This window comes from Pseudomonas tumuqii, from assembly GCF_013184545.1.
Taxonomy (GTDB): Bacteria; Pseudomonadota; Gammaproteobacteria; order Pseudomonadales; family Pseudomonadaceae; genus Aquipseudomonas; species Aquipseudomonas tumuqii.
This window is the reverse complement of record NZ_JAAOJA010000003.1, coordinates 354,149-367,109: the sequence shown is the minus strand read 5'-3', so window position 1 is coordinate 367,109 and position 12,961 is coordinate 354,149. Positions and strand designations below refer to the sequence as shown.

Genomic DNA, 12,961 nt, shown 5'->3' with positions numbered 1-12,961 from the left:
GCTACTTCCCGATCACCCGGGAGCTGCTGCCGGCCTTTCACAAGCACTTCGCCCATCAGCTCACGGTGATGGGTGACCTGCTCGAGATGGAGGGTGTGCACGGGCTCGCCGCCCTGAACCACGACGGCGACGTCTGCGCGTTTCTCTGGTTCAGCGAACGCGACTACTACGACCGGCATTACCATCGCTGCTGGTTCCCCGTCGAAACCTATAGCGTCTACCTGTTCGCCGTGGAGATCGCTCCGGGCCATCGTGGCAGCGCCCTGTTGCTCGGCACCCAGGAAAGCCTCTGGCAGATGCTGCACGTCGCCGGCTACCAGCGCGCCCAAACGGTGGTCAACGCGCTCAACGGCCGACCCCTGAAACTGCTCGAGCGCCCCGGTTTCCGCCCTCTCGTACGGCAATCCCATATCTATACCCTGTGGGCACTCTGCGCTTCAGTCGCCAGCAGTCAGACTTGCGCGTGCGGATCGGGCGCTTGAGCGGTACCGCCGAACCGCATGACTAGCGCCTTTTCAACCAGCCCTTCAGGCCTTTTGCATAGGGATAGAGGCCGACCCAGAAATCGGCCAACGGCGAACCGCTGCTGAGCATGAAGGTGCATAGCGGCTTGCGCTCCAGCCATAGGCGATTGATCAAGACGTTATCCGGATCCGAGCAGGAGTCCATCCACTCGATGCCGCGCTCCTCGAGTTCGTTTCGCCGGTGCAGGTACTCGAGGATGAGGAGTACGCCAGGCGAATATTTGCCGTAGTCCTCATCGAAGGCGATCTTGAAGGCGAAGGCACCCGGCGGGGCGAGGAAGTCGCAGAGCATCGCCAACGGACGGCCATCGAGGGACAGTTCGAGCATCATCAGCTGACCGCGGGCATAGGCGGCGCTGGCGACTGCCTCGAAATAGCGGCGGGATTCTGGGCGGCTGCCCAGAGCCGATTGCGACTCGCCTTTCCAGCCCTTCAGCTCGAGTTCGACGAACGCCGCGAGCCAGGCCGTCAAGTCCTCGCCGCTGGGTTGCAGCACGCGAGTACGTAAGTCGCCCAACTCGGCCAGGCGGTTACGTCGGCGGCGGTACTCTTTGCGTTCCTTGGCCGATAGCGCCCGCTCCAGGTAGTGCTCGGCATCCTCACCCAACCTGATCAGCGCTCGCTGCCAGTGAGCACCCTCATGGAAGCGTCGCCCCTCCTCGTGCAACGCCCCGCGCAGGCCATCTGCCAGCGGGCCATCGGCAGGCGCATTGCGCATCAGCAAAAGAGGGTAGTTGTCTCTATGCCTGTGCAGCCAACGCAGGAAAGCGCGCATCACCCTGCTCTCGTGACCACTGCGCACCAGGGGCGCCACCGAGAAGCAATAACGGTGGCGGAACATTCCGGCCACCGACAAGGGCCAGAAGGCACAGGCGCCCGGCTCGAACAACGGAAAAAAGCCATCGACCACAAGCCCGGATTGTGTCGTTTCCTCGGTCGCGCGGAGCATGAACAACAGCACGAAACGCTTGTCGCCCGCCAAGTGCTCGAGGGCCGGCAGCAAGGCCCAGGGCGAGTAGAACACGTTGGGTTCGGCGGCGGCCTTGGCCAGCGCCTCCCAGGCTTCGATATAGGGCTCGGCATCTGCCACCGAGCGCACGATCTCGATGCGGTAGTCGGCGCACATAGGCACAGCGGAGTTAGCGTCGTAGGTTGTCTGAATAGTCATCTCGCGCATCCTGCCCTGCAAGGGCAAAGCTCCATCCACCCCAGCAGTGAAGTGATCCAGTCACAGGGGAATACTCTGCCGCGTGAGTTTTGCTCACCCAGTTCAGGGTTGCCAGCGACTCCCTTCACCTCGGAGCCGGTCATGCTGCCCCGGACAACCTCCACGTCGGCCTCGCAGGACTATAGCAACGGCTCAAGCGGGCCGCTTTGAAGTGCATAAAAGTTGGCCATCCGGTCGTCCTGCTCGCGCTCGCAATCTTGCTACGCTGTCTGTAAGTGCTGCCTCTGCGCACGCCTTCGACAATCAGAGTGAACTAGGTCATGGATTACTGCTTCCAATGGTGCCTTTCCCTCAACGCCAGCGATTTTCCCCACGCAGCCTACGCGGCCCTCTGTGCCCGAGTACCGCAAAGTACCCCGTTCAACCATCTCGGCTGGCTGCAGGCGGCCGAGTGCGCCCTCGAGCCTGGACAGCAACTGCACATCCTGCTGGCCTGGGAGGACAGTGACCTGCGCCTGTGCCTACCTCTGGTCAGTGCCCGCGAGCGCCATCTCGGCCTGCGCTGGACGGTGCTGCACCATCTCGGCTACCCGCTCAGCGACCGCATCGCCCTGCTCTGCCAGCTCGACGATGATGGCTGGAGCCAGGCGCGCGCAGCCATCCATCGGAGGTTGCCACATGCCCTGCTGCAGCTGAATGAACTGGTTGCCGCAGGCGAACAGGTCGCCCTCCTCGATCACTGGGCCAGCGCCAGCTCGACCCACGAGCGGCGCCTGAGCTGCCGGGTGCCGCTGCATGCGATCAGCGCAGCCGACCATCAGGAGCCGTCCGGTAGTCTGCGCTACAAGCTGCGGCGGGCACGCAAGCGCACGGCCGCCTGCGGCGCCGTAGTGCGCCGCCTGGCGCCGGATGGCGCCAGCGCCGGCGCCTTGCTGGCGGCCATTGCCAGCGTCGAACAGGCCAGCTGGAAAGGCGAGGAAGGCGTCGGCATCTTCTCCGGCGGACGGCGCCAGCAGTGGATGTGCCAGGCCTTCACCGCGCTGGCCGAGGCCGGGCTGGTGCGTGTGGTACTACTGGAGCATGAGGGCCGCTGTATCAGCTACCGCCTCGGCCTGTTGGAGCGCGGCCGGCTGTACGACTACAACCTAGCCTACCTGCCGGAATATGCCGAACTTGTCAGCGGCCGCCTGCTGCTGGATGAATGGATCCGCTGGGGGCTGGAAGAAGGCTGGCAGTATATCGATGCCTCGCGGGTCAGCCGCAACGGCTCAGGCCACCAGTTGCTCGAGCGCATGAGCGGCGAGGTCGAGCAACTGCGCTGGAGCTTCTACTCCTGGCGCCCTAGCGGACTGGCTCTGGGCCTGGCCTATCGCTGCTGGCGCTGGCTGAAAACGCGCCGGCAAGCTGGCCAGGCCCGGCGAGCGCAGCCAGGCCCGAGCAACGAAGAGCCCCTATGCCCAGCAGAGTGATCATCAACGCCGACGACTTCGGCCTGAGCGCGGAAGAGAACGCCATCATAGTCCGCGCCTTCCGCAGCGGCCTGATCAGCTCCACCACCCTGATGGCGAACATGCCGGCATTCGCCGAGGCCTGCTCCCTGATTCACTCCGAAAGGCTACAGGGCCGGATCGGCCTGCACTTCAACCTCAGCTTCGGCCGCCCGTTGAGTGCCAACATCCGCCAGCAGCGGCTGTTCTGCAATGCCGCAGGCGAATTCGACCTGTGCCTGCCACGCTACCGCCTGTGGCTGAGCCCGGCCTCGCGCGAGGCGGTGAGCGTCGAATTGCGGGCACAATGGCAGCGTTGCCTCGAGCACGGGGTGCGGCCAAGCCATCTGGACTCCCACCAGCACGTGCACACTATATGGCCCATATACGAGCTGGTGGCACGTTTCGCCGCCGAGCAAGGTGTGCCGCTGCGCCTGGCGCGCAACCTGGGGGGCAACATCGACCCGGCCAAGCGGCTGTTCAAAATGCTGCTCAACCAGCGCCTGCGCCGCCTGGCCGGACGCTGCGCCGAACATGTCTGCACGCCGGCCGACCTTCGCGATCAGCCGCTACCGGCGCAGGGAACGCTGGAGGTGATCGTCCACCTTTTCGCCCTGGGCGAGGACTTCGGCGATGACCATCTGGACGCAGAGGAGTCGCTCAGCGCCCTGCTCGACAGGTGCCTGGCCGGGGTTCCGCGCATCGCCTACTCGGCCCTTACCGAGCTCTAGGCGCCGCGCAGAGCGAAACAGCGCACCCGCCCTTGCCAAGTCGTCGAAGGGGCTGCGGCAAAATCGACACAGGGATTGAAACTTTTCCTTGAAATTTCTCTGCTGTATTTGCGCAACAGCTGGCGTAACTTGACCGTCTGCTTGCTCGATAGGTTTGCTCATGGACTCGATTACCCAGGCAGTGCTTGGCGCCACCCTCCAAGGCGCACTACTGGGTCGTTGGCAAGGGCGTAAAGCACTGCTGTACGGCGCCATGCTCGGCACCCTGCCCGATCTCGACGTGATCATCGATTACGGCGACGCGGTGGCGAACATGACCCAGCACCGCGGCTTCACCCATTCGCTGTTCGTCCTCTTCGGCGTGGCGCTGCTGCTGACCTGGCTGGTCCGGCGCCTGCACCCGCATCCGGGCTACTCGACGCAACGCCTGTTCGCCACCCTGGCCCTGGTCCTGCTGACCCACCCGTTGCTGGACAGCTTCACCAGCTACGGCACCCAGCTGTTCTGGCCGCTGATGCCGACGCCCACGGCCTGGTCGAGCATCTTCATCATCGACCCGCTCTACACCGCGCCGCTGATCAGCGCCGTGCTCCTGGGGCTGGCCTTCGGTCTGCGCGACAAAATGGCCAAGGCGCCGCTTGTCGCCCTGGCCCTGTCGACCCTTTATCTGGGTTCGACCCTGGCCGGCAAATCCATGGCCGAGCAACGGGTCGAGGCGCAACTGGCGCGCCAGGGCATCCAGGCCGAAGCGCTGTTCAGCACCCCGACCCCGCTCAACAGCCTGCTCTGGCGCGTAATCGTGCTGGATGGCGCGTATTACCACGAAGCCCTGGTCGGCTGGTTCGACCCGCAACCGCCGCAACTCATCCGCCTGCCGCGCGGCACCGCCCTGGCCGAGGTACTCGCGGACTCGGCCGCGCACCAGCGCCTGGCCTGGTTCACCGATGGCGTGCTGCGCTACGACCAGATCGGCGGGCACCTGGTGGTCACCGACATCCGCCTGGGCATGACCGGCGTGCACCCGTTCCGCTTCGACTTTGCCATCAAGCAGAACGGCGAATGGCAGGTGCCGCAGGAGATCGATTACTGGCCGGCGCCGCTGGTCGATCTGAGCCAGTTGCTGGTGCTGTGGCGGCGCATCTGGCAGCCGGATCTGCACGTGCCCCTGGCGGCCTGGGCCAGCGAATTGGGAAAGCCCCTGCTCAGCGCCGCCCGCCAGGCCTGCGCCGCTGGGCGCGATGACTGCTGACGGCGGGGCGCTGGACTGCAGCAAAGCATATACACCCTACGGATCTCGGGTTGCCCGAGGTAATGAGTCTACTACCCAGTTCCCGCTCTCGTAGCCCAGATGCAATCCGGGAAGTGAGGCGCCTGCCATAGCGCTGCCGGATTGCATCAAGTCCGTGGTGTGTCTCAGGTACGGAACTGCGCGACCAGGCCCTGCAACTCGACCCCCAGGCGCGCCAGCTCGGCGCTGGAGGCGGCCGTTTGCTCGCTGGCACTGGCGCTCTGCTCGCCGATATCGCGCACCCGGGTAATGCTTTCGCTGATGGAATCCGCCACGGCGCTCTGCTCTTCGGCGGCGGCGGCGATCTGCTGGTTCATCTGTTCGATGGTGCTCACCGCCTGGGTGATGCGGCCCAGGGCAGCGCCCGCCTGGCCGGCCAGGGTGACGGTGCCCTGGGTCAGCGTACGGCTGCTTTCCATCTGTTCCACCGCCCCGGCCGCCATACGCTGCAGGCTGCCGATCAGGCCTTCGATTTCCTCCGTCGAGTCATGAGTACGCCGCGCCAGCGCCCGCACTTCGTCGGCGACCACGGCAAAGCCGCGACCCTGGTCACCGGCCCGGGCGGCCTCGATGGCCGCATTGAGCGCCAGCAGATTGGTCTGCTCGGCGACCGCGCGAATCACCTCCAGCACGCCGCCGATGCGCACGCTCTCCTGATTCAGCGTCTGGATGGTTGCGGCCGACTGCTCGACCTCCAGCGCCAGGCTGCCGATCTGGCTCACCGCCTGCTGCACCACCCGATTGCCCTGCTGCGCCTCGCGGTCGGCCTCGCGGGCGGCCATGGACGCCTGCTCGGCGTTCTGTGCCACTTCCTGCACGGTGGCGGCCATCTGGTGCATGGCAGTGGCGGTCTGTTCGGTTTCCTGACGCTGGTTGTGCACCCCGGCGCTGGTTTGCGCGGTGATCGTCGACAGTTGCTCGGCCGCGGCGGCGATCTGGCTGACGCCGCTGCCAATCCGCCCGACCAGAGTACGCAGACTGCTGGTCATGCCCTGCATGGCCGCCTGCAACTGACCGAGTTCGTCACGGCGATCGAGCGGCAAGTCCTGGCTAAGGTCGCCCTGGGCAATGCGCTGGGCAATGGCCACACTCTGGCGCAGGGGGATGACGATCGACCGGGTGATCAACCAGGCAGCCAGCAAGCCGAGGATCACCGCCGCCACACCCATGGCCGCAAGCAGCAGCACGGCTTGGCGACTGGCGGCCGCCATGCGCTGCTCTTCGCCGGCTTTCGCCGCTTCGGCCAGACTGAGCACCGCCCGCGCCCGCTCGATCATCGCGCTTTCTGTGGTTCGGCTCTGTTCGCGAACCTGCTGGTAATAGCCGAAGGAGCGCTGGTAGGTGGTCAACGCTTGCAGGGCCGTTTCGATCGCAGCCTTCTGCTCATCGCTCAACCACACCATCAGGCTGCGGGCGACGCTTTGCAGATCCTCGCTGATGTAGGCCCACTCCTCCAACGCCGCGGCCGAACCATCGATGATGTACAGGCTCTCATGGCCGCGCAGTTCGAGCATGCGCTTGCTCATGCCGGACGCCGTTTCGGCCAGGGTCAATGGATCGCTGCCGCGCAGCCGGTCACCCTGCAGGCGCAACTCGCGCACGGCGTCGTACATCGCCAGTTCGAGCGTCTCGAACTGACCGCGCGTCTCGACCGCGGCATCGTCCATGTCCTGGCGCGCCTGACGCGCCCTGCCCTGCAAGTCGACGTAACTGTCGAACTGGCTCAGGTAATCGGCAACCGCCTGGTGCATGGTCTGATAATGCTTGGCCTGCGTCGCCGAGACGCCCTGCTCCAGTTGCGTCAGCAACGCTTGCACGGCCGCCAGGCTCTCGCGCACCCGCTCAGCACGCTCAGCAGTTTGTTCGCTGGCGAAATCACCCTCCAGGCGCCGCGCCTGGAGAATTTGCATATTCACTGCCGTCAGTTGTCCGGTCAGGGCATGCCCTTGCAGGATGGTCTGCACCGCGATGAAACCGCTGGCGGTTACGGCGATGGTCAGCAGCAGCACCAGGGCAAAACCGCAGAGCAGCTTCTTGCTGACGGCCAGGTTGGTAAACAGGCAGGGGGCAGACGACGACATAAGCACAACTCCATTATTGTTATTCGACACGCCGACCAGCCTTCCGGGGAGCGGTTTGGCTGGCATGCGGGTGCACGGCATCGATTTTTCAAGCCTGGAGCATCGCAACCCTTGTGCCAGCTTTAGCCTTTACCTCCTTATAATCGACCGCTTGCCGCGAACCATTAGGGCAGAGGCGCTCAAGCATGCTCGGCCAACCGGACCAAGCCTGCAGCCCGCCTGTTGCCGGGGCCGATGTCGGCGGCTTTCCGCCGAGCAAGCCCGGCAAGTGGCGGCTATTCGCCGGTCTGCCGATCGCCAGATACTCGTCTGCCGCGATCACGCCCGCATAAAAAAGAGGCGCGCGACTCGATGTCGGGCGCCTCATTTTGTATGTCTGATGACGAGCAGCAGGCTCATCCTCCGGCGCGTCGCAGCATCCAATGCGCAATCAGACAGCCGGACCAGGCGACCACGCTCACTGGGCGTCGGGCTGCACCTCTGGAGCGGCCTGCTTGAAGGCCTCGAGGGATTCGCAGCGCGCCGCCATGGCGAGGATGCGCGGGTAGGCATCGAGCGCACAGTTGAAACGGCGGGCGTTGTACAGCTGCGGAATCAGACAGGCCTCCAGATACCCGGGGTGCGGGCCCAGGGACAGGCGCCCCTCGAACGCCGCCAGGCCCTGCTCCACGGCCGTCAGCCCGGTATCGACCCAGTGCCGATACCAGGTGTCTTTCGCCTCCTCATCCACACCTAGCTGATTGGCCAGGTACTGCAGCACGCGCAGGTTGTTCAGCGGATGGATCTCGCAGGCGATGTGCAACGCCAGCGCCCGCACCTGGGCGCGCTGCGCCGGATCGGCCGGCAGCAGCGTCGGCACTGGGTAGGCCTCTTCTAGGTACTCGAGGATCGCCAGGGACTGGGCGATCCTGAGCTCGCCATCGACCAGCAGCGGCACCAGCTCCTGCGGGTTGAGCGCCCGGTACTCGGCCGCGTGCTGCTGGCCGCCGTCCTTGACCAGATGCACCGGCACCTGCTGATAGGCCAGGCCCTTGAGGTTCAAGGCAATACGCACGCGGTAGGCGGCGCTGGAGCGCCAGTAGCTATAAAGCGTCAGCATATGAATTCTCCCTGTAAGAGCCAGCTTGCTGCGGTCCGGCGTCCCGGCGATGCGCTTGCAGACCGTAGGATGGGTTGAGCCTGCGATACCCATCGCTGCGCGCGATGGGTATCGTCGCTACGCTCCTCAACCCATCCTACGGCTCATACTTTTCCACCACCTGGTCGATGGCGCCGAAGAGGCTGTGGCCGACGGCATCGAACATCTCGATGCGCACCCGGTCGCCGAACTTGAGGAACGGCGTCCTGGCCTCGCCCTGCTCGATGATCTCCAGCATGCGTTTCTCCGCCAGGCAGGACGAGCCGGCACTGCGGTCGTAGTTGGAGACGGTGCCCGAGCCGATGATGCTGCCTGCGCCCAGCGGCCGGGTCTTGGCGGCATGGGCCAGCAGGGTCGGGAAGTTGAAGGTCATGTCGGTGCCGGCATCCGGCTGGCCGAACAGCGCGCCGTTGATCTGCGAGACCAGTGGCCGGTGCACCTTGCCGTCCTTCCAGCAATCGCCCAGCTCATCCGGGGTGATCGCCACCGGCGAGAAGCTCGACGACGGCTTGCTCTGGTAAAAGCCGAAGCCCTTGGCCAACTCGCCGGGGATCAGATTGCGCAAGGACACGTCGTTGACCAGCATCAGCAACTGGATGTGCTGCGCGGCCTCGGCCGCGGTGACGCCCATCGGCACGTCGTCGGTGATCACCGCGATCTCGGCTTCCAGGTCGATGCCCCAGGCCTCGTCGGCCATCTGGATCGGCGCCTGCGGCGCGATAAAGCAGTCGGCGCCGCCCTGGTACATCAGCGGGTCGTGCCAGAAGCTCTCCGGCATCTCGGCGCCACGGGCCTTGCGCACCAGTTCGACGTGGTTGACGTAGGCGCTGCCGTCGGCCCAATGGTAGGCACGCGGCAAGGGGCTGTGGCAGGCAGCCTGGTCGAAGGCGAAGGCGCCCTGCTCCAGACCGTCGTTGAGGCGCTGGTAGACCGCGTCCAGCTTGGGACGGGCCACGGTCCAGTCGTCCAGCGCGGCCTGCAGGGTGGCGGCGATGGTCGGGACTTTTACCGCACGGCGCAGGTCGCGGGAGACCACGACCAGCAGACCGTCGCGGCCTTGCTTCAGTGATGCGAGTTTCATGCTCAAACCTCGTAGGGTGCGCCATGCGCACCACAGATATCCGTCGGGTTGCGGTGCGCGCGGCCTACTTCAAGCCCGGCGCGCGCCAGGAGTTGACGTATTCGGGCACATCGACCTGCGCGGCCGCCGGGTCGATCTCCAGGGCGCGGCGGGTATCGATCATCACCGCCACCTCATCGACGAAGGTCGCCGGGTTCTCCAGGCTCTTCTGCAGTGCCTTGGGGTGCGGGCCGTGGGGGAAGCCGCAGGGGTGCAACGTGACCATGCCCTGCTCGATATTGTCGCGACTGAAGAAGTTGCCGCGGTGGTAGAACAGCACTTCGTCGTAGTCGTCGTTGTTGTGATAGAAGGGCACTTTCAATGCACCCGGATCGCTCTCCACCGGCCGCGGGGTGAAGGTGCAGACCACGAAACCATTGGCGACAAAGGTGGTGTGCGCCGAGGGCGGCAGGTGATAGCGATGGCTCATCAGCGGACGGATATCGCGCCAGTTGAGCCGCACCACGGTGTTGTCGCCATGCCAGCCGACCACGTCCAGCGGGTTGTAGGGGTAGGTCACGGTGCTGATCTGGTTGCGCCGCTTGATCCTGATCTGCCAGGTGCTTTCGTCCTGCTGGGCCTTGAACGCCTGGTCCAGGCGCGGATGCTCGAGCACCGCCGGGTCGAAGATCGCCTGGGGGCCGAGCAGGCCCTTGTCCGGCAGCTGGTAGGCGCCATCGCTGCTCTCGATCAGCAGCATGAAGGTCGGCTCACGGGTCTCGATGCGCCAGGCGGTGCCACGCGGAATCACCAGGTAGTCGCCATCGCGGTAGCTCAGGTGACCAAAATCGCAGTAGAACGCCCCTGCTCCCTCATGGATGAACAGCAGGTCATCGCCGTCGGCGTTGCGCACCAGGTGGCGCATGGCGCCGTGGGTCTTCCACAGGCGCAGCTTCATATCGGCGTTGTGCAGGGTCAGCGGCGCCTCCAGCGGACAGTCGCGCTCGCTGGCGATGTCGTTGAAGTTGAAGGCGTGCGGGCGCAACGGGCCTTGCCAATCGATCCAGGCGGTCGGCGGATGTTTGTGGTGCAGGTGCGCGGTGGGGCCGAAGAAACCCTCGCGGCCCATCTCGCGCTCATAGGTGCCTTCGGGAAAGTCGCAGTGTGCCTGGCGCGAACAGTCGCCTTCGCGCAAGGGAAAGCTGATCCAGTTACGGCTCATGACAGAACTCCATCGTAGGGTGCGCCGTGCGCACCATTCATCATAGGCGCACAGGGCCAAGGCTCATTTGTCCTTGAGCACGCCGCGCTTGATCTGGTCTTCCTCGATAGACTCGAACAGCGCCTTGAAGTTGCCCTCGCCGAAGCCTTGGTTGCCCTTGCGCTGGATGATCTCGAAGAAGATCGGGCCGATCACCGTGTTGGTGAAAATCTGCAACAGGATGCCGTCATCTCCCGGCGCGCCATCGATCAGGATATTCAACTCGCGCAACAACTCGGTCGGCTCGCCATGGCCGGCAACGCGGCTGTCCACCTTGTCATAATAGGTGCCCGGAGTTTTCATGAAGTCCACGCCGTTGGCCCTTAGTTGGCGCACGCTGGCGTAGATGTCGTCGGTGCTCAGGGCAATGTGCTGAATGCCTTCACCGTGGTATTCGCGGATGAATTCCTCGATCTGCGACCTGTCGTCGGCCGACTCGTTGATCGGGATGCGGATCTTGCCGCACGGCGAGGTCATGGCCCGCGAGACCAGACCGGTGAGCTTGCCTTCGATGTCGAAGTAGCGGATCTCGCGGAAGTTGGCGATGCGCTCGTAGAAACCCGACCAGACATCCATCTGCCCGCGTTTGACGTTGTGGGTCAGATGATCCAGCTCTCGCAAGCCGACCGCGTTGTCCTGCGGCGTACGACCTTCGATGTACTCGAAGTCGACGTCATAGATGCTCTTGTCGCCATAGCGATCGACCAGATACAGCAGGGAACCGCCGATGCCTTCGACACAGGGAATATTCAACTCGCCGAAATTGGCGTGGCTGCCGACCAGCGTGGCACCTTGCGACTCGACATAGGCCGCCGCCTGGGCCGCGTTCTGCACGCGGAAGGCCATGGCGCAGGCACTTGGCCCGTGCTTCAGGCCGAACTCGCGGACATGCCCGGTGGGGCTGCCGTTGAGCACGAAATTGATGTCGTTCTGCTGGAACAGCCAGACTTCCTTGGAACGATGCTTGGCGGTTTCGGTGAAGCCCATGGCGGTGAACAGGTCACGCAACTGCTGAATGCCTTCGGCAGTCGGCGCGGTGTACTCGACAAATTCGAAGCCGTCGGTACCGATGGGATTGTGCTGTTCGATCTTGTTCACGGCGGTCATTACGCCTCCTCGTTATTGTTGTGGATTCGGCGCCCTCGCCTACAGGCAGGACGACGCAGCTAACTCCATGACAACCGAGGCAAGCGCGCCCCACAAGATCGCCCGGGCGCTGGGCAGCAGCCGCTTGCCCGCCCATCGGCAAGAAAACCTTACAACCTGATAAACACCAGCCAAAGCGTCCAGCGCATGGTAAAAAGCCGGGTAACCCGTAAGGATTTATTTACAATGCGGCGCATTTAACTGCCAAACAAGCACGGATTCTGCCGATGGCGGCGGCATAAACTCCCAATCAGCCCGCCAGACCCGGTTGAATACGCCCAGTGAAGGAATAATTGAACGCTAGCCACTGAACCGTGGCCCAATCCTGCGGGTACTGATATTCAGGGACAGCAACCGGCAATCACCCAAGGCGCCAGCCATACTCGAATAGTGGCACACTGCCACTTTATGACCTGCCACTTCGACCCGCACAACCACGCGACGGAAAAGCCATGAGCAATGAGCCAGAAGAAAGTAGCGGCGAACCCATCAGCGCCGAGCAACGCCTGGAGCTGCTGGAGAAAGGCCGCCGACTCGACCGCATCCTGCTGTTCATCCTTACCGCAGTGCTGGCCATGACGCTCGCCAGCTGGCTGACCATCGGCCTGCTCGGCCAGTCCGGCGAGCAGGCGGAAGACAGCGGCGCCAAGCAGATCCAGAGCCTGCAAGAACAGGCAGCCGCCCTGCAAAAACAGGTCGCCGAGCTTGAACAACAAGTGGGCCAGCAGGGCCATCAGCTGAGCACCCTGCAAAACAGCAAACCGGCAGTGCCGCTGAGCAGCGGCGACAATCGATCCGTGCAGCAACAAGTCGCCCAAACTCTGATCGGCCAGGAACAGAGTTTCCAGCACAGCCTCGGGGCCCTGAAAAACGGCATGCGCGACCTCGCCGGCATGATCGCGGGGTCACGCAGCTGGCTGAGCGACTATCAGGAGGCACTGGACAAGCAAGTGGGCGAAAGCCAGGCGCGCGCGCAACGCCTGCAGCAGTGGGCTAGCGACTCGAACGACTCGCCAGCAGTGCCCTAGCAGCAGCTTCACCGCTGCATGAGCCAGGCATTGCAGCGACGCGAGAACC

Annotated in this window: 11 protein-coding genes and 1 pseudogene; 5 read left to right on the top strand and 7 right to left on the bottom strand. The window is 64.4% G+C overall.

The features are described from left to right. Window positions 1-68 precede the first annotated feature (68 nt). Window positions 69-482 carry a hypothetical protein gene (locus tag G9C89_RS08185; RefSeq protein WP_172147275.1) on the top strand — a complete coding sequence of 138 codons (414 nt, stop codon included), beginning with the start codon at window positions 69-71 and terminating at the stop codon, window positions 480-482. Window positions 483-504: 22 nt separating this feature from the next. Here the strand turns inward: G9C89_RS08185 and G9C89_RS08180 are convergent, their stop codons facing one another. Continuing rightward, complete coding sequence (locus tag G9C89_RS08180; RefSeq protein ID WP_172147273.1) at window positions 505-1,692, bottom strand: GNAT family N-acetyltransferase; 1,188 nt, start codon at window positions 1,690-1,692, stop codon at window positions 505-507. Window positions 1,693-2,012: 320 nt separating this feature from the next. On the opposite strand from G9C89_RS08180, the gene G9C89_RS08175 reads away from it, so the two are divergent. The 3 genes from G9C89_RS08175 (at window position 2,013) to G9C89_RS08165 (ending at window position 5,159) form a co-directional block, all read left to right on the top strand. Next, window positions 2,013-3,161 carry a GNAT family N-acetyltransferase gene (locus tag G9C89_RS08175; RefSeq protein WP_172147271.1) on the top strand — a complete coding sequence of 383 codons (1,149 nt, stop codon included), beginning with the start codon at window positions 2,013-2,015 and terminating at the stop codon, window positions 3,159-3,161. Beyond that, window positions 3,146-3,910, top strand: a complete 765-nt coding sequence (locus G9C89_RS08170; protein WP_172147270.1) for a ChbG/HpnK family deacetylase — start codon at window positions 3,146-3,148, stop codon at window positions 3,908-3,910. The genes G9C89_RS08175 and G9C89_RS08170 overlap by 16 nt, the downstream gene beginning before the upstream one ends. A 160-nt stretch (window positions 3,911-4,070) precedes the next feature. Next, the gene (locus G9C89_RS08165; RefSeq protein ID WP_172147269.1) at window positions 4,071-5,159 is read left to right on the top strand and encodes a metal-dependent hydrolase; all 1,089 of its coding nucleotides are present in this window, start codon (window positions 4,071-4,073) and stop codon (window positions 5,157-5,159) included. A 164-nt stretch (window positions 5,160-5,323) separates the two neighbouring features. Here G9C89_RS08165 and G9C89_RS25495 read toward each other — a convergent pair whose 3' ends face one another. The 6 genes and pseudogenes from G9C89_RS25495 to hppD form a co-directional block, all read right to left on the bottom strand. After that, a complete protein-coding gene (locus G9C89_RS25495) occupies window positions 5,324-6,187 on the bottom strand; it encodes a methyl-accepting chemotaxis protein (protein ID WP_390623783.1) in 864 nt (287 codons plus the stop codon). After that, a pseudogene (locus G9C89_RS25490) lies at window positions 6,182-6,367 on the bottom strand (HAMP domain-containing protein); the annotation flags it as partial. The gene G9C89_RS25495 and the pseudogene G9C89_RS25490, both read right to left, overlap by 6 nt. A gap of 1,369 nt (window positions 6,368-7,736) precedes the next feature. Next, window positions 7,737-8,378 carry a maleylacetoacetate isomerase gene (gene maiA / locus G9C89_RS08155; RefSeq protein ID WP_172147267.1) on the bottom strand — a complete coding sequence of 214 codons (642 nt, stop codon included), beginning with the start codon at window positions 8,376-8,378 and terminating at the stop codon, window positions 7,737-7,739. 136 nt (window positions 8,379-8,514) lie between these two features. Next, a complete protein-coding gene (locus G9C89_RS08150; RefSeq protein ID WP_172147266.1) occupies window positions 8,515-9,498 on the bottom strand; it encodes a fumarylacetoacetate hydrolase family protein in 984 nt (327 codons plus the stop codon). A gap of 64 nt (window positions 9,499-9,562) precedes the next feature. After that, window positions 9,563-10,699 (bottom strand): homogentisate 1,2-dioxygenase, encoded by a 1,137-nt coding sequence (locus G9C89_RS08145; RefSeq protein ID WP_172147265.1) that lies wholly within the window; start codon window positions 10,697-10,699, stop codon window positions 9,563-9,565. Window positions 10,700-10,762: 63 nt separating this feature from the next. Then, complete coding sequence (hppD, locus tag G9C89_RS08140; RefSeq protein ID WP_172147263.1) at window positions 10,763-11,845, bottom strand: 4-hydroxyphenylpyruvate dioxygenase; 1,083 nt, start codon at window positions 11,843-11,845, stop codon at window positions 10,763-10,765. Between the two features lie 491 nt (window positions 11,846-12,336). Here hppD and G9C89_RS08135 point away from each other — a divergent pair, with 491 nt between their 5' ends. Beyond that, a complete protein-coding gene (locus G9C89_RS08135) occupies window positions 12,337-12,912 on the top strand; it encodes a hypothetical protein (RefSeq protein WP_172147261.1) in 576 nt (191 codons plus the stop codon). Window positions 12,913-12,961 lie beyond the last annotated feature (49 nt).

Excerpts from the sequence above, each read along its gene's own strand:
- G9C89_RS08165 (WP_172147269.1), top strand. The coding sequence starts at position 4,071 with ATGGACTCGATTACCCAGGCAGTGCTTGGCGCCACCCTCCAAGGCGCA.
- G9C89_RS08145 (WP_172147265.1), bottom strand. The coding sequence starts at position 10,699 with ATGAGCCGTAACTGGATCAGCTTTCCCTTGCGCGAAGGCGACTGTTCG.
- maiA (WP_172147267.1), bottom strand. The coding sequence starts at position 8,378 with ATGCTGACGCTTTATAGCTACTGGCGCTCCAGCGCCGCCTACCGCGTG.
- G9C89_RS08180 (WP_172147273.1), bottom strand. The coding sequence starts at position 1,692 with ATGACTATTCAGACAACCTACGACGCTAACTCCGCTGTGCCTATGTGC.
- G9C89_RS25495 (WP_390623783.1), bottom strand. The coding sequence starts at position 6,187 with ATGACCAGCAGTCTGCGTACTCTGGTCGGGCGGATTGGCAGCGGCGTC.
- hppD (WP_172147263.1), bottom strand. The coding sequence starts at position 11,845 with ATGACCGCCGTGAACAAGATCGAACAGCACAATCCCATCGGTACCGAC.
- G9C89_RS08185 (WP_172147275.1), top strand. The coding sequence starts at position 69 with ATGGGTGACCTGCTCGAGATGGAGGGTGTGCACGGGCTCGCCGCCCTG.
- G9C89_RS08135 (WP_172147261.1), top strand. The coding sequence starts at position 12,337 with ATGAGCAATGAGCCAGAAGAAAGTAGCGGCGAACCCATCAGCGCCGAG.
- G9C89_RS08150 (WP_172147266.1), bottom strand. The coding sequence starts at position 9,498 with ATGAAACTCGCATCACTGAAGCAAGGCCGCGACGGTCTGCTGGTCGTG.
- G9C89_RS08170 (WP_172147270.1), top strand. The coding sequence starts at position 3,146 with ATGCCCAGCAGAGTGATCATCAACGCCGACGACTTCGGCCTGAGCGCG.
- G9C89_RS08175 (WP_172147271.1), top strand. The coding sequence starts at position 2,013 with ATGGATTACTGCTTCCAATGGTGCCTTTCCCTCAACGCCAGCGATTTT.